The 21227-nt window shown below is 62.6% G+C and carries 26 protein-coding genes and 2 pseudogenes; 20 read left to right on the top strand and 8 right to left on the bottom strand.

The features are described 5' to 3' along the window. Nucleotides 1–19: 19 nt before the first annotated feature. From X742_RS158380 to X742_RS158395, 5 genes and pseudogenes are all read right to left on the bottom strand, one after another. Nucleotides 20–820: an inositol monophosphatase family protein gene (locus tag X742_RS158380; RefSeq protein ID WP_023771696.1), complete on the bottom strand. Its 801-nt coding sequence runs from the start codon at nt 818–820 to the stop codon at nt 20–22. A gap of 89 nt (nt 821–909) precedes the next feature. Next, nucleotides 910–1401, bottom strand: a pseudogene (gene efp / locus X742_RS0136615) (elongation factor P); the annotation flags it as partial. A gap of 15 nt (nt 1402–1416) precedes the next feature. Then, a complete protein-coding gene (locus X742_RS158385) occupies nt 1417–2457 on the bottom strand; it encodes a tetratricopeptide repeat protein (RefSeq protein WP_023771694.1) in 1041 nt (346 codons plus the stop codon). Nucleotide 2458: 1 nt separating this feature from the next. Then, nucleotides 2459–3106 carry a thiamine phosphate synthase gene (locus tag X742_RS158390; protein WP_023771693.1) on the bottom strand — a complete coding sequence of 216 codons (648 nt, stop codon included), beginning with the start codon at nt 3104–3106 and terminating at the stop codon, nt 2459–2461. A 133-nt stretch (nt 3107–3239) separates the two neighbouring features. After that, on the bottom strand, nt 3240–4145 hold the full coding sequence (locus tag X742_RS158395) for a DMT family transporter (protein ID WP_023771692.1): 906 nt from the start codon (nt 4143–4145) through the stop codon (nt 3240–3242). A 131-nt stretch (nt 4146–4276) separates the two neighbouring features. Between X742_RS158395 and X742_RS158400 the strand changes: the two genes are divergently transcribed. The 3 genes from X742_RS158400 to X742_RS1000000173925 all read left to right on the top strand — a co-directional run bounded on the left by X742_RS158400 (nt 4277) and on the right by X742_RS1000000173925 (nt 5570). Further along, complete coding sequence (locus tag X742_RS158400; protein WP_023771691.1) at nt 4277–4726, top strand: Lrp/AsnC family transcriptional regulator; 450 nt, start codon at nt 4277–4279, stop codon at nt 4724–4726. Nucleotides 4727–4912: 186 nt separating this feature from the next. After that, nucleotides 4913–5179 (top strand): hypothetical protein, encoded by a 267-nt coding sequence (locus X742_RS158405; RefSeq protein ID WP_031247822.1) that lies wholly within the window; start codon nt 4913–4915, stop codon nt 5177–5179. A 214-nt stretch (nt 5180–5393) separates the two neighbouring features. After that, the gene (locus X742_RS1000000173925; protein ID WP_023771688.1) at nt 5394–5570 is read left to right on the top strand and encodes a hypothetical protein; all 177 of its coding nucleotides are present in this window, start codon (nt 5394–5396) and stop codon (nt 5568–5570) included. A gap of 103 nt (nt 5571–5673) precedes the next feature. Here X742_RS1000000173925 and X742_RS1000000172275 read toward each other — a convergent pair. Then, nucleotides 5674–5784 (bottom strand): annotated as a pseudogene (locus X742_RS1000000172275) (transposase); the annotation flags it as partial. 220 nt (nt 5785–6004) lie between these two features. Between X742_RS1000000172275 and X742_RS158415 the strand changes: the two are divergent. Next, nucleotides 6005–6775, top strand: coding sequence for a sulfite exporter TauE/SafE family protein (locus X742_RS158415; RefSeq protein ID WP_023771686.1), 771 nt, complete (start codon nt 6005–6007; stop codon nt 6773–6775). Between the two features lie 14 nt (nt 6776–6789). Here the strand turns inward: X742_RS158415 and X742_RS158420 are convergent, their stop codons facing one another. Further along, nucleotides 6790–7341 carry a DUF2269 family protein gene (locus X742_RS158420; protein ID WP_023771685.1) on the bottom strand — a complete coding sequence of 184 codons (552 nt, stop codon included), beginning with the start codon at nt 7339–7341 and terminating at the stop codon, nt 6790–6792. A gap of 326 nt (nt 7342–7667) precedes the next feature. Between X742_RS158420 and X742_RS158425 the strand changes: the two genes are divergently transcribed. The 8 genes from X742_RS158425 to X742_RS158455 all read left to right on the top strand — a co-directional run bounded on the left by X742_RS158425 (nt 7668) and on the right by X742_RS158455 (nt 13101). Further along, nucleotides 7668–8048, top strand: coding sequence for a hypothetical protein (locus tag X742_RS158425; RefSeq protein WP_023771684.1), 381 nt, complete (start codon nt 7668–7670; stop codon nt 8046–8048). Nucleotides 8049–8433: 385 nt separating this feature from the next. After that, the gene (locus X742_RS158430; RefSeq protein ID WP_023771683.1) at nt 8434–8967 is read left to right on the top strand and encodes a DUF1465 family protein; all 534 of its coding nucleotides are present in this window, start codon (nt 8434–8436) and stop codon (nt 8965–8967) included. A gap of 94 nt (nt 8968–9061) precedes the next feature. Continuing rightward, the gene (gene ruvC, locus X742_RS158435; protein WP_023771682.1) at nt 9062–9574 is read left to right on the top strand and encodes a crossover junction endodeoxyribonuclease RuvC; all 513 of its coding nucleotides are present in this window, start codon (nt 9062–9064) and stop codon (nt 9572–9574) included. 13 nt (nt 9575–9587) lie between these two features. Next, nucleotides 9588–10208: a Holliday junction branch migration protein RuvA gene (gene ruvA, locus X742_RS158440; protein ID WP_023771681.1), complete on the top strand. Its 621-nt coding sequence runs from the start codon at nt 9588–9590 to the stop codon at nt 10206–10208. 1 nt (nt 10209) lies between these two features. Beyond that, nucleotides 10210–10560, top strand: coding sequence for an AbrB/MazE/SpoVT family DNA-binding domain-containing protein (locus X742_RS158445; RefSeq protein WP_245275531.1), 351 nt, complete (start codon nt 10210–10212; stop codon nt 10558–10560). Further along, a complete protein-coding gene (locus X742_RS1000000171510) occupies nt 10557–10814 on the top strand; it encodes a PIN domain-containing protein (RefSeq protein WP_051407626.1) in 258 nt (85 codons plus the stop codon). The genes X742_RS158445 and X742_RS1000000171510 overlap by 4 nt, the downstream gene beginning before the upstream one ends. A gap of 142 nt (nt 10815–10956) precedes the next feature. Beyond that, the gene (ruvB, locus tag X742_RS158450) at nt 10957–11994 is read left to right on the top strand and encodes a Holliday junction branch migration DNA helicase RuvB (RefSeq protein WP_023771679.1); all 1038 of its coding nucleotides are present in this window, start codon (nt 10957–10959) and stop codon (nt 11992–11994) included. A gap of 210 nt (nt 11995–12204) precedes the next feature. Then, the gene (locus X742_RS158455; RefSeq protein WP_023771678.1) at nt 12205–13101 is read left to right on the top strand and encodes a metallophosphoesterase; all 897 of its coding nucleotides are present in this window, start codon (nt 12205–12207) and stop codon (nt 13099–13101) included. Between the two features lie 8 nt (nt 13102–13109). Here X742_RS158455 and X742_RS158460 read toward each other — a convergent pair whose 3' ends face one another. Further along, the gene (locus tag X742_RS158460) at nt 13110–14360 is read right to left on the bottom strand and encodes a cellulase family glycosylhydrolase (RefSeq protein ID WP_023771677.1); all 1251 of its coding nucleotides are present in this window, start codon (nt 14358–14360) and stop codon (nt 13110–13112) included. Between the two features lie 20 nt (nt 14361–14380). Here X742_RS158460 and ybgC point away from each other — a divergent pair, with 20 nt between their 5' ends. The 8 genes from ybgC to X742_RS0136600 form a co-directional block, all read left to right on the top strand. Next, nucleotides 14381–14812 (top strand): tol-pal system-associated acyl-CoA thioesterase, encoded by a 432-nt coding sequence (gene ybgC / locus X742_RS0136605; protein ID WP_051407631.1) that lies wholly within the window; start codon nt 14381–14383, stop codon nt 14810–14812. A 269-nt stretch (nt 14813–15081) separates the two neighbouring features. Continuing rightward, on the top strand, nt 15082–15792 hold the full coding sequence (tolQ, locus tag X742_RS158465) for a protein TolQ (RefSeq protein WP_023771675.1): 711 nt from the start codon (nt 15082–15084) through the stop codon (nt 15790–15792). Nucleotides 15793–15801: 9 nt separating this feature from the next. Beyond that, complete coding sequence (gene tolR / locus X742_RS158470) at nt 15802–16257, top strand: protein TolR (protein WP_023771674.1); 456 nt, start codon at nt 15802–15804, stop codon at nt 16255–16257. 7 nt (nt 16258–16264) lie between these two features. Next, the gene (locus tag X742_RS158475; RefSeq protein WP_023771673.1) at nt 16265–17422 is read left to right on the top strand and encodes a TonB family protein; all 1158 of its coding nucleotides are present in this window, start codon (nt 16265–16267) and stop codon (nt 17420–17422) included. A gap of 40 nt (nt 17423–17462) precedes the next feature. Beyond that, a complete protein-coding gene (gene tolB / locus X742_RS158480; RefSeq protein ID WP_023771672.1) occupies nt 17463–18773 on the top strand; it encodes a Tol-Pal system beta propeller repeat protein TolB in 1311 nt (436 codons plus the stop codon). A gap of 249 nt (nt 18774–19022) precedes the next feature. Then, entirely contained in the window at nt 19023–19529 is a 507-nt protein-coding gene (gene pal, locus X742_RS158485; protein WP_015315272.1) for a peptidoglycan-associated lipoprotein Pal, read from the top strand. Nucleotides 19530–19741: 212 nt separating this feature from the next. Then, nucleotides 19742–20836, top strand: a complete 1095-nt coding sequence (gene ybgF, locus X742_RS158490; protein ID WP_023771670.1) for a tol-pal system protein YbgF — start codon at nt 19742–19744, stop codon at nt 20834–20836. A gap of 58 nt (nt 20837–20894) precedes the next feature. Further along, nucleotides 20895–21227: ATP-binding protein (locus tag X742_RS0136600; protein WP_031247821.1), on the top strand; the 333-nt coding region annotated here is incomplete at its 3' end.

Raw genomic sequence — 21227 nt, 5'->3', positions numbered from 1 at the left:
CACTTTTCCTGGAATTGCTTCAGCGCGGCGGGAGCGGCTTTTTCACCGTCTTCAGCAAGGCGCGCTGGATGATCTCGTTGCCGGCGACGACCGTGCCGGTGTCCAGCATGTCCTGTCCGCCATCCATGTCGGAGGCGAAGCCACCCGCTTCGCGGATCAAGAGCAGGCCGGCGGCCATGTCCCAGGCCGACAGGCCCACTTCCCAGAAGCCGTCCATGCGCCCGGCGGCGACATAGGCAAGATCGAGCGAGGCGGAACCCATGCGGCGAACGCCCGAGACCTCGGCCATGACGTTGCGCAGTTCGACCAGGAAATTGCCGTGATGGCCGCGGCCGAGATGCGGCACGCCGCAGCCGATCACCGTGTCGACAAGCTTGGTGCGGCCGGCAACGCGCAGGCGGCGATCATTCATGAAGGCGCCGCCGCCGCGCTCGGTGGTGTAGAGCTCGTCCATGGCAGGATTGTAGACGACGCCGGCAACGATCTGGCCCTGGCGCTCCAGTGCGATCGAGACGGCGAACAGCGGAATGCCGTGCAGGAAATTGGTGGTGCCGTCCAGCGGGTCGACGATCCAGCGGTGCTGGCTGTCTTCGCCGGCGACGGCGCCGCGCTCTTCCATCAAGAAGCCGTAGCCGGGACGTGCCTTCGACAGTTCGGCGAAAACGATGTCCTCGGCCTTGCGGTCGGCCTGGCTGACATAATCGCCGGGGCCTTTCATCGAGACCTGCAGGTTCTGGACTTCGCCGAAGTCGCGCGACAGCGAGCGGCCGGCCTTCATTGCGGCCTGGACCATGACGTTGAGGAGGGCTGAGCGTGCCATAGTGCTTCTTCCTGGTGCGGCGCTTTAAATTCTGTCTCGATGCATGCCGGTGACCCAAACCGCGGCCACTTCCGAGCGACATGCATGCATCAGTCGGCGCGGCGCACGTAAGTGATTTCGTTGGTGTCGACGATGATGCGTTCGCCGGCGCCGATGAAGGGTGGCACCAGCACGCGAATGCCATTTTCCAGCACCGCCGGCTTGTAGGAGGATGCCGCCGTCTGGCCCCTCACCACGGGATCCGCCTCGGTGATGGTCAGAGTCACGTAATCGGGCAGCGAAATGCCGATCGGCCGCTCCTCGTAGAGCTGAACCGTCACCATCATGCCGTCCTGCAGGAACGCGGCGCGGTCGCCGACGAAATCCTTGTTCAGTTCGAGCTGCTCGTAGCTTTGGGTGTCCATGAACACCAGCGCGTCGTCCTGCTCATAGAGGAAGGAAAAGTCCTTCAGGTCTAGCCGGATCTGCTCGACCGTCTCGGCCGAGCGGAAGCGCTCGTTGAGCTTGGTGCCGTTGATGAGGTTCTTCAGCTCAACCTGGTTATATGCGCCGCCCTTGCCGGGTTTGACGGTGTTGGTCCTNTTCGCCTACCGCCATCAGGGCAGGCGGTTGGCCTTCTGCAGGGCCTGCTTGGTCTGGTCGTCGCTCAGCCCTTGCAGGAAATCGTCCATCTGCTGATCGATGAGGCCGGCGCGGCGGGCGGCGATGTACCAGGCGCCGGCGAGCACGAGGTCGGGATCGGTGCCGATGCCTTGCATATAGAGTTTTGCCAGCCGGTTCTGGGCCGCGACATTGCCGCCTTCGGCGGCCTGCTTCGTCCAGCCGAAGGCCGATTTCAGGTCGCGCGCGCCGCCCCGGCCCTCGATCATCCAGGCGGCGAGATCGATCTGCGCGGTGTCGTAGTTCTGACGGGCGGCTTGCGCCAGAAGCCGCCGTGCCTGTGCATCGTCGTGCGGCTTGCCGCCGACGCCATTGGCATAAATCTGCGACATGGCGTACTGCGCGTCGGCGAGACCGGTCGCGGCAGCGCGCTCATAGTAGGAAACCGCCTTGGCCAGGCCGGCATCGCCTGGATCCTGCTGGACCAGTATCTGCGCGAAATTGAACTGCGCCAGCTGGTTGCCGGCTTCGGCGGCAGCCTGCATCAGGGCATAGGCTTCCTTCGCGTCCTTCTTGACGTAGCGGCCGTCGAGCAGCATCAGCGCATATTGGAACTGCGATTCCGGCACACCCTGCTCGGCGGCAAGTGCGTACCATTTCGCGGCCTCGGCCGCGTTCAACGGCACGCCCAACCCACGCGACAGGATCTCGGCCACCAGCGTCTGCGCTGCCGGGTCGCCATTCTGCGCACGGACCAGCGCCAGATTATAGGCGGTTTTGTAAAGACCACGCTGGAAGGCACCATAGGCAGCGTCCGCCGGCTTGGCGCCAAAGCGGTTGGGATTGACGCTATCGGCCGACGGCAACGGCGCGGGTTCCGATGTAGTGGCGGGCTGCGGCAGCTGCTTTTCGATCGGCTTGTCGGTGTGCACGCCGGTTTCGGGCTTGGGCTGCGGCAAGGGTATGGTTTCGGCGGCGGCGGCCAGGATCATTGCCGCCGCAAGCAGAGCCTGAAGGGAAAGCCTTGCCAGGAACACGTCAATCCTCGAGGCGCGGCGCTGTTTCGTCGAGCAGCGCATTGGCCCGCGCGATCGCCACCTTCGGATCGACGCCGTCGGCGAAAACGGCGCTCGACAGCGCGACGAATTCGGCGCCGGTGGCGGCCACGGTTTCGACAGAGGCAAGATCGGAACCGGCCTCGACGATGCAGGGAATCTGGATCATCTGCGCCCACCATTCCCCCATTGACAGGTTGCGCGGATGCGGCTCGGGCTTGTTGTCGTAGCCGAACCGGCCGAAGAAAATGTAGTCGGGCCGGGCTTCGCCGAGTTCGAGCGCGTCGTCACGCGTCTTGGCGCCGCCGGCGCCGACCGTCATTTTCGCCTGGAAATGTTCAATCGTCTCGGCGAGTTCGGCCTTGGAGACCTCGACATGGATGCCGTCGGCCTGGACGCGGCCCGCGATGCGGGTGTCGCCAGCGATAATGACGGCCACTCCGGCGGCCTGCGCTGCCGGCACGATACGCTCGGCGAAGGCCTGGAAGGAGGCCTCATCCATGCCATTTTCGGGCAGGATCAGCGAGGCGACATCGCCGCCGTCGAACGCGGCCGTGATCCTATCCACCGGTACGCCGGACGGCGCGATCAGCACGATGCGGCAGCGGTTGGGGGGCGTTGCGTCATTCATGGTTCTTCGATCCCGGGTTTCGCCTATGCCGGGCGAAGATGGTTGGATTGCGGCATAGAGCAAACTGCCCGCTTTGAACAGGCGGGCAGCCGGGATCGCGATTTTTGATCCGCCGGACAGCCGGCGCGTCGCCTTACTTGATCGGCTCGGGGCTCGCGGCGGCCGGTCTCGGTTTCCACAACGTCCAGCCGAGGTTCATGCCGGCGGCCGCGATCAGGATGGCGGCGGCGCCGACGACCTGGCTGAGGTGCAGCCGATGGCCGAAGGCGGTGACATCGACCAGGATGGCAACGACCGGATAGATGAAGGACAGCGACCCCTGCAGATGCGTCGGCAGCTTCTGGATGGCGCCGTACATGAGGATGTACATCAGGCCGGTGTGTACGATCCCGAGCGTTGCCAGCATGGCCCAGCTCCATGGATCGCCGGGAAGATGCGCCAGATTGGCGAAGGGCGCCAGCATGACGACGCCGACGCAGACCTGAATCAGCGCGATCAGATGCGGCGGCGTGCCCTTGAGCTTCTTGGTGACGATTGCCGCGACGGCCCAGAAAAAGGCGGCGGCCAAGGCCATCAGGATGCCGGCGAAATAGTTCGTGCCGACATCAGCGGCATCGGGAGCAGCGGCGACGATCAGCAGCATGCCGGCGAAGGCGATTGCCAGCCATGTCAGCTTGGTCAATGTCAGCCGCTCGGCGAACAAGAGCGCGCCGAAGCCGACCAGCATGAAAGGTTGCGTGTTGTAGACGGCGGTGGCGATCGAGATCGACGCGCGCGAGAAGGCGCTGAACAAGAGCAGCCAATTGATGACGATCGCCGCACCCCCAAGCGCCGCAAGGCCGATGACGCGCAACGAAAGCCTGTTTCGCAGCAATCCAAGCGAAGCGCAGATAAAGAGCAGCGTCAGCGCGCCGAACGCGCAGCGCCAGAACACGACGTCCATGATCGGCTGACCGGACATGACGACGAACCAGCCGATCGTTCCCAGGATCGCCATTGCGGCCGACATTTCGACCGTGCCTCGCACCGTATCGTTCATAATAGCCCCTGAATTCGTTGAGGCGGCATAATCTCATGTGAGGCCTGGGCTATCCACCTCCTAGAAAAGGCGTTATGATGATATTACCTAATTAAATTAGGCATCCGCTCGAAATCTGCGAGAAATAGAAAATGCTGGATGATTTGGACCGAAATCTGCTGGAAATCCTGGTCAGGGATGCGCGAACCTCGCTGAAGGATCTGGCGGCCCAGGTTGGGCTATCGTCGCCGAGCGTTTCGGAGCGGCTGCGGCGCCTCGAGGAGCGCGGCGTCATCCGGGCGTTCACCGTCGAGATCGAACCGCTGGCGCTCGGCTATACGCTGCAGGCGATCGTGCGGATCAAGCCTCTGCCGGGCAAGCTGCACATCGTTCAGAAATTGATCGAGGAGATTGAGGCGTTTGGAGAATGCGACAAGGTAACCGGCGACGACTGCTTCGTCGCCAGGCTGTTCGTGCGCTCGATCGGCGACCTCGACGGCATTCTGGATCGCATCGCCGACAAGGCCGAGACCAGCACCGCCATCATCAAGTCACAGCCGATCCGGCGGCGACCGCCGCCACTGGGATTGCCGGCGGCCTAGTAGGCCTAACACCGTGTGCCGTGGTGGAAAGGGGCGGCCACCAGTGTCAGTCTTCCGCCGGATGACCGTCCGAGGAGAGGGCGATTACTATATTTGGCAGACCATGGCCAATCGAGGCTTCCTTCGTATTAAACCGTACGCGTAAAGCCGAAGCGGAACAAACGTTGACCCTTCACGTTCGCCGTGATGGTGCTCTACTATCTCGACCTCACCGACAACGGAACCGCATACCCGGACACGGGAGGAACCGATCTTCCGAGCCTGGAATCGGCTGAAAACGGGGCGGCAAAGGCACTCCTGGAGATAGCCAAAGACAAGATTTCGGACGGCACCTTCCGAAAAGAGGTCGCCTTGCATGTGCATGACGGTTCGAGCAAACCAATCCTTGTGGTGAAGGTTACGTTCGAGCTAGTTCGAAACAGGCCTGAGAACGATGGAGCCTTGGGAGCCTGACGATTACTTCAATGTGAGCGCGCGCCTCTATCAGCAACGGGCGGTGGCACATGTTGAGAACTTGCGCTCAGATATCGAAGAGACGCGCCGTATAATCGAGGAATCCCGCAAGCTCCTAGACCGGCTTGCCGCCAATTTAGGCGCTATCGTGCCGTAGGAAAGGTCCTGACAGGCGGCGTTTCGTTAACTTGGGATAAGGGTGCTACAATCGGGCATGAGCAAAAACCCGGCCTTCATCGTCTATCGCCCGCCTGCCAAGGGGTTCCCCTTTCTGGCCGTGATCCTAAAACCAGACGGCACAGCTACTGCCCACCCCTTCAACACCGAAGAAGAGGCTTTACTCTTCAACCGGGAGGCAGCGACAGCGCTTGGGCACGGCATCAAACATTAGGCCAGCCGTTATCGCCCGGAAGAACGAAGACCGAACAGATTCATGCGGTAACGCTCCGGGTCCGCGTTGACTCAGTTACACAGCTCCACGATGCTCGGGGGTGTTCGGCACAATGCTGGTAAACACCTTTCATGCCGCGCTTAAAGACCGAATAGTAGCCTTCCAAGGTGTTGGTGTGCACGACGTCGCGAACGTATTCCTCACGACCATGGTTGATGGTGCCGTGCGCCGCGAACTTCGGGCGGATACTGTCATACACGCGGCCAAACCGGACCTGGCTGACGAACTCGAGCGGCCGATGTTCCTGCTGGTGTCGGCGCGCCGCTGGTCAAGGTGTCATGGCTAGGCGGGCGGCTTGCTTTTGCTGTCGCTCGGCTCAAGATTCTAGGCTATTCAAGCGTTGACGCGCCTTCCCTCCAGATCAGTTCCTCCTCATGTCAGGCCTGCTTCTCGATCCGTGGTTCTACGCGGCCGCCATTCCGGCGGTCATCCTGGTCGGCCTGTCCAAGGGCGGCTTCGGCGGCGCGGTCGGTTTCGTCGGCGTGCCGCTGATGGCGCTCACCATGCCGCCAGTTCAAGCGGCCGCCATCCTGCTGCCGATCCTGTGCCTGATGGACATCGTCTCGGTGTGGACATGGTGGGGCGTGTACGATCGCAAGATGCTGGTCGACATGATGCCGGGCGCTGTTCTCGGCATCGGGCTTGGCTGGCTGACGGCGGCACTGGTCACCGAGGAAGCGGTGCGGCTCATCGTCGGCGCCGTTGCCATCATCTTCGTGCTGCGCTGGCTTTACCTGCAAGTTCGTCATGGTTCCGACCATGCGGCCGCACCTAATCGCGTGGCCGCGGCCATGTGGGGCACGGTCGCAGGCTTCACCAGCTTCGTCGCCCATGTCGGCGGCCCGCCTTTCCAGGTCTATGCCTTGCCGATCCGGCTCGACCCCAAGGTGCTGTCGGGCACGGCAGCAATCTTCTTTGCCGCCACCAATGCGCTGAAACTCATCCCCTATTTCGCACTCGGCCAGTTCGACACCGCCAATCTGACGGCGTCCGCCGTGCTGATGCCGCTGGCGCCACTGTCGACCATCGCCGGTGCTTGGCTGGTGCGGCGGATGCGGCCAGAGATTTTTTATCCCTTCACCTATGCGACCGTGGCGGTCGTGGCAGTGAAGCTTCTGTGGGACGGGATCGCCGGCATCATGTAGCGCTCCAGCCCGCGTCAGGCGGCGCTGGGCACCATGCGTCTTGGCCGGCTGAGCGCCATTGTCGCACCGGCGGCAAGGACCACCACCATGCCGGCGAGAATCACGACGTCGTGTAGGGTAGGCTTCAGAACCATGTCTGTGATGATGACGAGCATGACCGCATAGTCGAAGCGGGCTGCCCGCAGGATGCGCTGTCCATAGCCAAGTGCCGCCGGCGTCACGCCATCCCTGGCGATCATCGCGGCCATGCGGTCGGCGGTCGGCTTGAAGACGAACATGCCGATGCAGAAGGTTGCGGCGTAACCGGCAAGCCCGATCAGGACCCAGAGATCGGAGAAGCCGATCCAGAACCAGCACATGATCAATCCGAAGACCAATGTCAGCATCGACATCGGCGCGAAGAAGCGGTTGCCCAGCTCGCCGGTGGCACGCATCGCCTGCAGCGTTCCCTGGATGTTGCCGGCACGATCCGCCAACGTCGCCTGCACCATCAGCGTGAAGCCGCCCCCGACCCAAAGCATCGCCGAAAGGATGTGCAGCAATTTGACGATGGAATACCAATCCATGGCTTTGTCCCCCGATGCCCAATGATTAATGGCGAGGCCGCGCCATTGCCCGCCCGCCGCTTCGATGCCTCAGCTTTTAGCGCCGCGGCTGTTTCGGAACGATGTCGAGGAAAAGCCAGCTGTGTTTCAGAGCGCCGGCTAATGAAAGCAGAAACCAATATGATGAACCGCCGCCCGGGTTTTTTGCTATCGTCGGCAGCGTCGGGGGGCGACATCGTCCGGAAACACTGTCGATGCTAGTGCCGACGCCGGAAATCCGGCGGCGACAGCGCTCGCCTGACGATCAACCATTCCCAGCTTGGGAAAAGGCAATTCGGGGGACTAATATGCAAGGGGTAGCACGGAATTTCTTCACGCTGGCGATCATCTACGCGCTGTGCGGCATGGCGCTCGGCATCCACATGGCGATCAGCGAAGACCACGGCCAGATGCCGACCCACGCCCACACGATGGTGGCCGGTTGGCTGATGTCGGCGGTCTTCGCGTTCTTTTACCACCTGTTTCCGGCTGCCGGGCAAAAGACGTTGGCCCTCGTCCATTTCTGGCTGACGGCCATCAGCGGCATCGGGCTGATGATCGGCCTTTATATACTTCTCGCCGGAAATCCGGGGATCGAGCCGTTGCTGGGGATATCTTCGATCGGCTTCTACGCGGGCATGCTGCTGTTCGCCTTCATTGCCTTGCCGGTGGTGTGGAAAAAAGCCTGAGTGGAGGCTGAACTCGGCCGGTACGGCTGTGTTGTTACGGCACAGGAGCACGATGTTGGGTAAAAAAACATCACGGCCGTTAAGGGTTCATTAAGCTTTACAGGCGTTTACTATGTCCATCCAGTGATCTGGATTCTTACCGAGTGGTTGGAGCCACTTTGTTTGACGCCTCCCTGTTAAACTCCTGAGAGCCGCCTTATCCGCGGCTCTTTTTTTTGTCCACGTTCAGGCGGCATTCCGCACGGCCGATAGCCGTTAACCTTCTGTTAAACATGTGCTTGCCTTCACCTCGGACGAAGCGCATTTTCAAGCTTCAGTTTTGTAGGGTCACGGGTGTATCGGCAGAGAGCCGAATCGGCCGGTTGCAAGTGCAGGGGCGTTATCAATGAACGAGCCTTCGAAGGGCATTGCGAAAACCGTCAAACTGGCGGAACGCCGGGTGTTTTCGCACTCCTTCAAACCGCTTTACCAAGAAGGCATGGGCCTGGTCGAACAGGCGGCGGAGTATCTCGACGGCAAGGGCCGGGCAGAAGCCAAGAAACTGTCGCGGCTGGCGGCCACGCTCTACGCGGCCGAATCGATGCGGCTAACCACCAGGCTGATGCAGGTTGCCTCGTGGCTGCTTTTGCAGCGTGCGGCGAATTCCGGCGAGATGACCCGCGATCAAGTCGCTTCGGAAAAATCCAAGGTGCGTCTCGACACCGCTTCCGCCCATGACGAGGCGGCCGGCTGGGCCGAACTGCCGACCGATTTCCTCGATCTCGTCAACCGATCGTTGCGACTGCAGGCATTGGTGCGCCGCATGGACGAAGAGATCTATGGCGCGGGTGCCGTGGTCGACATGCAGCCCTTGGCTCGCCGGCCCAATCCGGTCTCGGACCAGATCAGCCTCCTCAACACGGCGTTCGCCCGCAACTGAGAAACGTCGAGGCCTTCTCGGTCGGGCTGGGCGAGCGTTTCCGGTTTGTTCACTTTTCGCTGGCATCGCTGTCCGCCGGAGGTACACTCACGCCATGGGGGACGCGATTCGCATCATCGGTATCGATCCGGGGCTCAGGCGCACCGGTTGGGGCATCGTCGAGAGTCTCGGCAATTCCTTGCGCTTTGTTGCTGCGGGGACCGTGCGCTCGGAGGACAAGGCGGCGCTGGCGACGCGGCTCTGCCAGCTGCATGACGGGCTCGCCGAAATCCTGCATCGGGCCATGCCGCATGAGGCCGCGGTCGAACAGACCTTCGTCAACAAGGATGCCGTGGCGACGCTGAAGCTCGGCCAGGCGCGCGGCATCGCCATGCTGGTGCCGGCGCGCGCCGGCCTCGTCGTCGCCGAATATGCGCCGAACGCGGTGAAGAAAGCGGTGATCGGCGTCGGTCATGGCGACAAGAAGCAGATCCACATGATGGTGAAGGTGCTGCTGCCTAAAGCGATCTTCGACACCGAACATGCCGCCGACGCGCTGGCCATCGCCATTTGTCACGCGCATCACCGGCAAAGCGTGGCGTATCGCATGGCGGCATTGGCGTCATGAGGGGCCGCGGCGAATGATCGGCAAGCTCAAGGGAACACTCGACGAGATCGACGAGGACCATTGCCTCATCGACATTCATGGCGTCGGCTACGTCGCCTATTGCTCGGCACGCACGCTGGCCGCACTGCCTTCGCCCGGCGAAGCGGTGGTGCTGTTCATCGAGACCTATGTGCGCGAGGATATGCTGCGGCTCTACGGCTTTCAGTCGCAGCTCGAGCGCGAATGGTTCCGGTTGCTGATGAACAATGTGCCGGGAGTCGGCGCCAAGGTGGCGCTGGCCATCTTGTCGACGCTGGCGCCGGCTGATCTTGCAAATGCCATTGCACTGCGCGACATCGCCATGGTTTCCCGCGCGCCCGGCGTCGGCAAGAAGGTGGCCGAGCGCATCGTCACCGAGTTGAAGAACAAGGCGCCTGCCTATGCGGGCGCCGCCACCGGCACCATTGGGCTCAAGCAGGAACTCGGCGAAGGCGTAGCGCCCGCGCCGATCACCGACGCAGTCTCGGCACTGGTCAATCTCGGCTATTCCCGCGACACCGCCGCCAACGCGGTGTCGGCAGCGCTGAAGACGGCGGGCGAGGGCGCCGACGCGTCCAAACTGATCCGTTTTGGGCTGAAGGAACTGGCACGGTGATATGGTTGTTGGAAAAGAAAGTTCCGACTATCTTGTGATCGGCAGAAAATTTTCGGAAAGTAAGAAAATGGGCGCTTATGCTAGTCTGACCTCGAAAGGCCAGCTCACAATACCAAAGGATGTGCGGGACGCGTTGTCACTGAAAACAGGTGATATGATCGCCTGGACGGTCGTCGACGGCAATTTGGTTGGGACGCCTCGCAATCTCGAATTCGCCGACCTCGCCGGATTTCTGGGAGATCCGCCCGGTGGCCCAGCTTCGCTGGAGGAAATCGACGCCGCGGTGCAGGATGCCGTTGGCCGGCATGTTTTCGGAGACAAGCTGCGGAGCGGGAAAGAGGGCGACGCGTGACGTCGATAGGCATTGATACGAACGTTCTGCTTCGAATGGTGCTGAACGACGATGCAGAGCAACGCGCAAAGGCTCTCGCATTCGGCGAAAGCCTCAAAGAGGACAAGTCCGGCTTTGTGAGCCTGATCGTGCTAGTCGAATTCAGCTGGTCGCTGAGTTCGCGCTACAGGCTGCCTAAAGAACAGGTGCTGACTGCAATCCAGCGACTGCTAAAGATCAGGACGTTGGTCTTTGAGGATTCGATGCCATCGTAATTGCGCTCGAAAGATCGAATTTGCCGCACGTGGATTTCGCCGATGCGCTGATCTCCGAGCACAATCGAAATCTCGGTTGCGCCCATACAGTCACGTTCGATCAGCGGGCCGCCAGATCCATTGCCGGTATGGAATTGGTCGCATGAGCCTTTCCCCCCGCCTCATTGCACCGGAAAAGCGCGGCGAGGATGCCGAGCAGACCTTGCGGCCGCAAACACTTGACGATTTCGTCGGCCAGGCGGCGGTGCGGGCCAATCTCAAAGTCTTCATAGAGGCAGCCAAGGGCCGCAAGGAAGCGCTCGACCATGTGCTGTTCGTCGGACCGCCGGGGCTGGGCAAGACGACGCTGGCGCAGATCATGGCGCGCGAACTCGGTGTCAATTTCCGCTCGACCTCGGGTCCGGTCATCGCCAAGGCCGGCGATCTCGCGGCATTGCTTACCAATCTCGAAGAAGGCGACGTGCTGTTCATCGACGAAATCCACAGGCTCAACCCGGCCGTGGAGGAAATCCTCTATCCGGCGATGGAGGATTTCCAGCTCGACCTGATCATCGGCGAGGGACCGGCGGCGCGTTCGGTGAAGATCGACCTGGCGCGCTTCACGCTGGTCGCCGCCACCACGCGGCTCGGCCTGCTTACCAATCCGTTGCGCGACCGCTTCGGCATCCCGGTGCGGCTCAATTTCTACACCGTCGAGGAGTTGGAGCAGATCGTCCGGCGCGGCGCGCGCATCCTGCAGATGCCACTCGGCGACGACGGTGCGCTGGAAATCGCACGGCGCGCGCGCGGCACGCCGCGCATTGCCGGCCGGTTGCTGCGGCGCGTGCGCGATTTCGCCTCGGTCGCCGGCGACGGCCATGTCGACCGCCTGATCGCCGACGAGGCCTTGACCCGGCTCGAAGTCGACGCGCTCGGCCTCGACGCCCTCGACCGCCGCTATCTCAGCATGATCGCCCGGAATTTCGGCGGCGGTCCGGTCGGCATCGAGACCATCGCCGCCGGCCTGTCCGAGCCGCGCGATGCCATCGAGGACATCATCGAGCCCTATCTGATCCAGCAGGGATTTATCCAGCGTACGCCGCGCGGGCGCGTGCTGACCGCCAATGCCTGGAGCCATCTCGGCCTCGATGCGCCGAAAGATCTGGCGCAGCAGCAGATCAATCTGTTCCAGGAAGAATAGCCACGCAAGCGATCGGGCGCGGGTTTCCCGGACCAGCGATCAAGCATCAGTGAACGGGCCTGCGCAAATTCTCCTCATCTTCGCCGGTTTACCGGCGTATTGCTGGATTGTATCGGGTGCGCTGCATCCCTGCATGTCCTCCTCCCGACCGAGATCGCTTTTGGGTGACATGTAGCAGCGCATGCCGAAGTGAGGTGCCGGAGCCACTTGATGATAACCAGACGCGGGTTCCTGCGCTTTATCGGCGGGTCGTTCCTGTCGGTCGCCTCCTTCAGCGCCTACGCCGTCGGCATCGAGCCGATGCTGCTGACGCATGTGAAGCGCTATGCGCTGACGCCACCGCATTGGCCGGCCGGATTGAAGCTGCGGGTCGTCGCGCTGGCCGACATCCATGCCTGCCGGCCGTGGATGACGCCGGAGCGGATCGCTTCGCTTGCCGAAGAGGCGAATGCCCTTAAGCCGGACCTGATCGTGCTACTCGGCGACTACATAGCCGGCATGCGCCTGGTGTCGCAAAGGGTGACGCCGCCGGAATGGGCTGGCGCCCTGTCGGGCCTCAAGGCGCCGCTCGGCGTGCTGTCGATCCTTGGCAATCACGACTGGTGGGCCGACGGCTTCGCGCAGCGTGCCGAAGTCGGCCCGACGATCGCGCGCAAGGCTCTGGAGAAAGCCGGCATCACGGTGCTGGAGAACGACGCCGTGCGTCTGGAAAAGGACGGACATGGCGTCTGGATCGCCGGCCTCGCCGATCAGTTGGCGCTGTTGCCGAAAAAGAAGCACGAGCCTCCCAGGGGATTGGATGATCTCGACGGCACGCTGGCCAAAATCAGCGACGCCGCGCCCGTCATCCTGCTGGCGCACGAACCGGACATTTTTCCAAAAGTGCCGTGGCGTGTGTCGCTGACGCTATCGGGACACACCCATGGCGGGCAGGTGCGCCTGTTCGGCTATTCGCCGATCGTGCCGTCCCAGTTCGGCAACCGCTACGCCTATGGCCATGTCGTCGAGAACGACCGCAACCTGATCGTCTCGGGCGGGCTTGGCTTCAGCAATTTGCCGATCCGTTTCGGAATGCGTCCGGAAATCCTGCAGATCGACCTCGGCTGACCAGCGCGTCAGGGCAGGCTTCGGATTGCGTCCAGCACGTCAGGCTCGGCCTTGTCGCCATTGAACGCGCCGACGACGCCGAAAGCCCCGCCATAGCTCCACACCGACCATGAGAAGCCATGCGCTTCGGCCCGAGCGATCATGTCCCTGACATAGGCGGCCCGATATTCGGCCGGCATCACATAGGCATTGCCATACTCCTGGCGGATCATGCCGAACTCGCCCAGCGTGATGTCTTCCGGCTTGATGCCGTTGGCCTTCGCCCAAGCTTCGACAGCCTTGAACGGCGCATCCATCAAGCCAAGCAGCTTGTCGGCGCTGTCCATGCTGGCGACCTGCTCGTCGAGATAGGCAAGCAGGCCATTCTGACGTGTCCACGGCGCCTCGGCCTTGATCCGGGCGCGGATGGTGTCCAGCGTCACATCAAGCTGCGCCTTCGGCACAGCGGTCAAAGGATAGGGAAGGCCGGTCACATAGGGAATGAAGTCGCCGGCCCAGGTCGCGCCCTGATGGGTGAGCAGGAACGGGTCGTAGGAGTGGAAGGTCCAGATGACGTTGTCGTCGGGGATCGTCTTCGGGTCGATCTTTTCCAGAGACGAAGCAGCGGAATAGCAAGCTCCGGTCAGGACCAGCGTCAGTTTCGTCGCCGAGGCGCGCGCCGCCGCGAACAGCTTGCGCTGGCGGTCGGGCCACAGGCTGGTGCCGTCGCTGTCGCAATCGACGATCGGCTCGTTCATCGGCTCGAAAGCGACCTTTTCGGGATCTTCGGCGGCCAGCTTGCGCGCCATGCCGCGAACCACCTCGACATAGCGGTCGAAGGTCGCGGGGCCGTCCATCACCTCGCCCATGCCGATCTTGCGGCCGCCGCCGGCCGGAATCAGGTGCATGTCGACGATGACCTTCAGCCCGGCGCGATTGATCATGCGCGCCGAGTCCAGCACGCTGGCATAGAGTTGGTCACGAAGGTCCGTTGTCTTGTCCGAGAGGAAAGGCGACGGATCGACCGGCATGCGCAGGAAATCGAAGCCGGCATCCTTCAGCGCCTTGAGGTCGTCCTCGTTGAGGAATTTGCGCCATTCCGGGTAGGGCAGGATGGCCTTGGCATCATCCCACTGATCCTCACCGGGCCAGGTGACCCACTGGTCGAGATTGAGACCACGCTTCATGGAGAAGGTCGCCGCCTCACCCGAAAGTGTAGAAGCGGCCAGCGCCAGCACGACCGCCATCAAGCTCTTGATCATCGTCGTCAACAGTGCCATCGGGTTCATGCGCCAAGAAAATACCTGCCGCGTCGGCATCCAAAAGGGAAGCGCAATGGGCGATCATNGATACCGATTTCTCGGGCGTCGTCTATCACGCGCGCTATCTCGAATTCCTCGAGCGCGGCCGCTCCGACTATCTCAGGCTCACCGGCGTGCATCACACCGAACTCGCCGACGGCAAGCACGGCGAGAAGATCGTGTGGGTGGTGCGCCGCATGGAGATCGACTTCCGCATCCCCGCCCGTATCGATGACATCCTGACCGTCGATACCCGCACCGAGACCATTTCCGGCGCGCGTCTCTTCATGGCACAGCAGCTCAAGCGCGGCGACGAGGTGCTGGTCGAGGCCAAGGTCGAGGCGGCGATCATCGGCGAGAACGGCCGGCCGAGGCGTTTTCCCAGGGAATGGGTGGCGGCGTTCATGCCCAAGGTCTTTCCCCAAGACTGATTGGACGGATCGCGTGCTGACTTCGCCGGCGGCGCCGCTGGGGCGCGGCAATGCGCCGCGCCTTATGGACTAACCCATCCTTAACCATAACGGTTCATGAAGAGATTGGTGAAGATTGGCCTTATCCAGCGCCTTCCTTTCACCAATATTTGCCCCGAAAAGGCCGCTAACGGCACGGTTTGGGGTGTCCGGTAGCTTCGTGCGAACCGACCACAAGGGATGCCATGGGCCAGCCGCCAGCTTCGCCCGGAAATCTTAAGGACGTAACGATGGAAAATATCGCACTCGCCGAACCGGGCGCGCAATTGTCGATTTGGGCCTTGTTCATGCAGGCCAGCTGGGTGGTCAAGCTGGTCATGATCGGGCTGCTCTGCGCTTCGGTGTGGACATGGGCGATCATCGTCGACAAGCTGGTTGCCTATGGCCGCATGCGGCTGGCGCTGAATCGCTTCGAGCAGGTGTTCTGGTCCGGACAGTCGCTGGAAGAACTTTACCGCACGCTCGCCGACCGCAAGACGACAGGCATGGGTGCCATTTTCGTCGCGGCGATGCGCGAGTGGAAGAAGAGCTTCGAGAAGGGCGCCAAGACGCCGCTCGGGCTGCAGACCCGCATCGACAAGGCCATGGACCTGGCGCTGACCCGCGAGATGGAGAAGCTGGAGGGGCGCCTCGGCTTCCTCGCCACCACCGGTTCGGCCGCCCCCTTCATCGGCCTGTTCGGCACGGTCATCGGTATCATGACCTCCTTCCAGGCCATTGCCGGCTCCAAGAACACCAGCCTCGCGGTGGTTGCGCCCGGTATCGCCGAGGCGCTGCTGGCGACAGCCATCGGCCTGCTCGCCGCTATACCGGCGGTCATCGCCTATAACAAGCTGTCATCGGATGCGAGCAAGATTGCCGTGCGCATGGAAGGGTTCTCCGACGAGTTCTCCGCCATACTCTCGCGCCAAATCGATGAAAAAGTCGCGCCGAAGGCCTGAGGGACGATCATGGGAATGTCTGTAGGCGCAGGTGGTGGACGTGGCGGCCGAGGTCATAGACGGCGTGGGCGCCACCATGCACTGATGTCGGAGATCAACGTGACGCCGATGGTCGACGTCATGCTGGTGCTCCTGATCATCTTCATGGTCGCGGCACCGATGCTGACGGTCGGCGTGCCGATCGACCTGCCGGACACGCAGGCGAAGGCGATGAACGCCGACACGCAGCCGATCACCGTTTCGATCGATGCGGCGGGCAAGATCTTTCTCCAGGAAACCGAGATTCCGATCGAGGAGCTGGTGGCCAAGCTGCAGGCGATCTCGAAGACCGGCTATGAAGAGCGCATCTTCATCCGCGGCGACAAGTCGACCGACTACGGCACGGCGATGAAGGTGATGGCCCGCATTTCGGCCGCTGGCTACAAGAACATCGGCCTGGTTTCACTGCAGGAACAGGATCAATAGACGCACGATGAGGACCGGCCTCACCACATCGGTGATCTTGCACACGGCGGTGCTGGCCTTCGGCCTGTTCACGCTGTCGGCGCCGGCCGCGCTTCCGTCCGCCGATGTCGAGTCCGTCGCGGTCGACATCGTGCCGATGGAAGCAATTGCGCAGAACCTGCAGGGCGACAAGAAGGCCGTCATGCATGAAAAGCCGGCGCCGTTGCCGACGCAGCGTCCCGATATCGTCCCGAATGCACAGAAGGTCGGTGAAAACAGCGTCGATACCGACAAGCCGATAACGCCTGAAGCCAAGCCGAAACCCGTCGACACGACCTCGGCTCCGGCGCCAGCGCCGACCCCGAAGGAGATCCCGAAGACCGAGGACGTGCCGAAGCCGCAGGAAAAGCCCAAGCCCATTCCGGCGACGGAAGTGGCGCCAGCGCCGACGCCCAAGGAAGAGGTCAAGCCTGAGCCGGTCAAGCAGACCGAGCCCAAGCCGACTCCGGCAAAGCCCGCGCCGACACCGCCGCCGCAGGACAAGACCGCCGCCATCGATCCGACGCCCGAGGTCAAGCCGGACGCCGTCGCCGAGGCCATAGCCAAGGACCCGCCCACCGAGGAGACGCAGTTGCCGAATTCGGCGCCTGCGCCGGAGGCCCGGCCGAAGCCACAGCCTGCACAGGCCGAAAGCGCCAAGGCGCCGGAACGCAAGGATGCCGACAAGCCAGTCAAGGAAGCCTCGTCCAAGCCAAAGTCGGACGACAAGCAGTTCAACGCCAACGAGATTTCGGCGCTGCTCGACAAGCAGAAGCCGTCCGGCGGCGGCGCCAAGCGCTCGACGCAGCAAGCGTCGCTCGGCGGCGACAAGGATCAGGGCCAAAAGCTGTCGAAGTCGGAGCAGGGTGCCCTGGAAAGCCAGCTCGGCGGTTGCTGGACCTTGCCGGCCGGGCTTGAGGGTTCGGAGAATTTCGTCGTCGTCGTCCGTTTCAACCTGAACAACTCCGGCAAGCTCGACGGCCGTCCGTCCGTTGAAACATCAAGCGGCAACAGGCAGTTCGACGAGAGCGCGGTGCGCGCGGTTCAGAAATGCGACATGGCCGGCCTGCAGGTTCCCGCCGGCAAGCAGGACATCTGGAACGACATCCGGGTCACCTTCGATCCAAGGGAGATGCTCGGCCTCTAAGGCCCTGTCATCCAAAAATCAGTATGAGAAGCGAGAAGACATGAAATCAATCCTCAAGCCGCTCCTGATGATCGCAGCCATGGCGATGGGCATGACCGCTGCCGGCACGCTGCCGGCGCTGGCGCTCGTCGAGCTCAACGTCAACAAGGGCAATGTCGAGCCGCTGCCGATCGCCATCACCGACTTTCAGGGCGGCGACGCACTTGGCGCCCAGATTTCCCAGATCGTCACCGCCGATTTGAAGCGCTCCGGCCTGTTCGCGCCGATCGACAAGAGCGCCTTCATCGAGAAGATCGCCAATCCCGACGCAACCCCCCGCTTCGACGACTGGAAGGTGATCAATGCGCAGGCTCTGGTCACCGGCAGCGTCAGCAAGGAAGCAGACGGCCGCATCCGCGCCCAGTACCGGCTGTGGGACACATTCGCGGGCCAGCAGATGGCCGGTGAGCAGTTCTTCGCCAACGACGCCAATCAGCGCCGCGTCGCCCACATCATCGCCGACGCCATCTATGAGCGGCTGACCGGCGAGAAGGGCTATTTCGACACGCGCGTCGTGTTCATCGACGAGTCCGGCGCCAAGAACGCGCGCAAGAAGCGCCTCGCCATCATGGACCAGGACGGCGCCAACGTCCGCTATCTTTCGGACGGCAGGTCGATCGTGCTGACGCCGCGCTTCTCGCCGAACCGGCAGGAAATCACTTACATGTCCTATGAGAGCGGTCAGCCCAGGGTCTATCTCCTGCAGATCGAGACGGGGCAGCGCGAACTGGTCGGCAATTTTCCAGGCATGACGTTTGCACCGCGCTTCTCGCCCGACGGCCAGAAGGTGATCATGAGCCTGCTGCGCGACGACGGCAATTCCAACATCTTCGCCATGGACCTGCGCAGCCGTTCGACGACGCGACTGACCAACTCGACCGCCATCGACACCTCGCCCTCCTATTCGCCCGACGGCAGCAAGGTGGTGTTCACCTCCGACCGTGGCGGTCGCGCGCAGATCTACGTCATGGGCGCCGACGGATCGGGCCAGACCCGCATCTCGTTCGGCGACGGCGTCTATTCGACGCCGGTGTGGTCGCCGCGCGGCGACCTCATCGCTTTCACCAAGCAGAGCGGCGGCGAATTCCAGATCGGCGTCATGAAGACCGACGGCTCGGGCGAGCGCATCCTGTCGTCCGGGTTCCAGCAGGAAGGCCCGACCTGGGCGCCGAATGGCCGCGTGCTGATGTTCTTCCGCGACGCCAACGGCGGCCCGAAACTGGTTTCCGTCGATCTCACCGGCCGCAACGAGCAGCCGATCCCGACGACGAATTTCGCTTCGGATCCGGCCTGGTCGCCGCTGCTGGAATAGGGTCGGCTGAATTGCCGCACACGTCGAAAAGGGGCCATTTCGACCCCCTTTTCCATGCCTTCGTCGCGTTTTAGCCGCATTTCCGCCTAGGGTCCGCGCCAACTGTGGCCTGTGACAAACAGCTGCGGACGGGCAGCCTAAACCAAATTTTAACCGTGTTTCTTGAATGCCAGTTAACCCAAACGTGGTTACTGGGTGATCAACGAAATCACTCGAAACATGATCACTCGAATACGAAGGAGAGGCGGCATGGGCCGTATCGCAGCACTGACCAGAAACCCGGCCATGATCGCGCTGGTGGCGATGCTCGCCATCACCGGTTGCGCTTCGAAGAAGACCCCGAACAGCGCTGCTGACCTTGGCCTCAATGGCGCGGGTGCCGCAACACCCGGCTCGGCACAGGACTTCACCGTCAACATCGGCGACCGCATCTTCTTCGATACGGACTCGACCTCGATCCGTGCCGACGCACAGACGACGCTGTCGCGCCAGGCACAATGGCTGAACCAGTACAAGCAGTATGCCATCGTCGTCGAAGGCCATGCCGACGAACGCGGCACGCGCGAATACAATCTGGCGCTCGGTGCCCGCCGTGCCGCCGCCACGCGGGACTTCCTGGTTTCCAAGGGCGTTTCGGCGAGCCGTCTCAAGACGATTTCGTACGGCAAGGAACGTCCGGTCGCCGTATGCGACGACATCTCCTGCTGGTCGCAGAACCGCCGCGCCGTCACCACGCTCAGCGGCGCTGGCTCCTGAGCCGTCGCGCGCCGAAAGGCGCGCACGGCACAGATGGCAAAAATACAACACCTCTTTGCGAAAGGCGGCCCTCGGGCCGCCTTTTTCATATCCTGACGCCCGAAACAAAATTTGGCCGAAGTCTCGCGTCCTGCTATGAGCCGAGGGCGCTTGGCTGGTCTCACATCGATTGGAAGGCGCGAACAAGCTAACGATTGGACGGCGAGAGACACATGCATTTGAGATCGGTTCTGAGCGGCACGCTTGCGCTGCTGCTCCTATCAGGCCTAACCGCTTCGGCGAGCGGTACAGGGCAATCAGCCGAGCCCGGCTTTTCCTTCCATCTGCCGACACTCGAGTTGCCCAGCCTTTTCGGCGAGAAGAAAAAGCAGGATCAGGTCCAGCTCGCCCAGTCGAGCGGCGCCGGCGTGACCGGGCTCGAGGACCAATTGCGGCAGCTGACCGGCAAGGTCGAGGAACTCAATTTCCAGATCCTGCAGATGCAGGAGCAGATCCGCAAACAGCAGGAAGACAACGAGTTCCGCTTCCAGCAGCTAGAAGGCGGCTCGCAAGGTGGTCAACCGCCGGCGCAGAAGAAATCAGACGCCACCACCGGGACCAACACCGACGTGGCCTCGGCCCCGGCAACCCAGGCGCCGGCCGATGCCGGCGCCGCGCCGGGCGGCGATCAATCCACAGGCGGCAAGACGGTCGAGGACGTCATCGTCGAATCGCCCGACGGTGACCCCGGCAAGGTGATCCCCGGCAAGGGAGCGCCCGAAAAGACCTTTGGATCCATCACTGTCGACAAGAACGGCAATGTGATCGATGCCGGCGGCAGCACGCAGGCGACCGCGCCGGCACAGGACACGGCACCAGCCGCCAGCGCGCCGGCCAAGGCCGGCAAGTCCGGCGGCACGGTGGTCGCGGCGCTGCCCGCGACCAACAATCCCGAAGAGCTTTATCGCAACTCCTACCAGTTCATCCTGTCGGGTGACTACGGCACCGCCGAACAGGGTTTCCGGGATCATATCTCGCGCTTCCCCAAGGACGCCAAGGCGGCGGACGCGCATTACTGGCTGGGGGAATCGCTGCTTGGCCAGCAGAAATACCGCGATGCGGCGGAAGTGTTCCTCGCCGCCAGCAAGGACTATCCCAAAGCCAAGAAGGCGCCCGACATGCTGTTGAAGCTGGGCGTGTCGCTGGTCGGCCTCAAGCAGCACGATGTTGCCTGCGCCACCTTCAGCGAGGTCGGCAAGCGCTATCCCGACATTTCCAGCACACTCAAGGAACGGGTCAAGCAGGAGAAGGCCTTGGCTGCGTGCTGATCGTTCGCAGGGATGTCGCAGCCCCAAAGCCGGGACCGCTTTTTGGCGACATGGATTGATGCTCGATACCGGGCCTGATCTTTCGACTGGACTCTTTTCGCATATCGATTTTTCCAACGGCGCCGTCGCGGCCGTATCCGGGGGCAGCGATTCGACTGCGCTCCTTCTCCTTCTCAAACAGCATCTCGACAAAACCGCACCGTCCGCGAAGCTGCTCGCGGCCACGATCGACCACGGCTTGCGGCAAGGTTCGGCCGATGAGGCGCGGACCGTGGCGAAGCTTTGCGCGGATCGCGGCGTCGCCCACCGCATCCTGGCCTGGTCAAGCGCCAAGCCGTCGACCGGCCTGCCGGCGGCGGCGCGCGAGGCGCGCTACCGGCTGCTGGCCAGC

It is taken from the genome of Mesorhizobium sp. LNHC229A00, assembly GCF_000502415.1.
Lineage (GTDB): Bacteria > Pseudomonadota > Alphaproteobacteria > Rhizobiales > Rhizobiaceae > Mesorhizobium.
The sequence above is the reverse complement of the archived record's forward strand: the minus strand, read 5'-3'. Positions and strand labels throughout refer to the sequence as shown.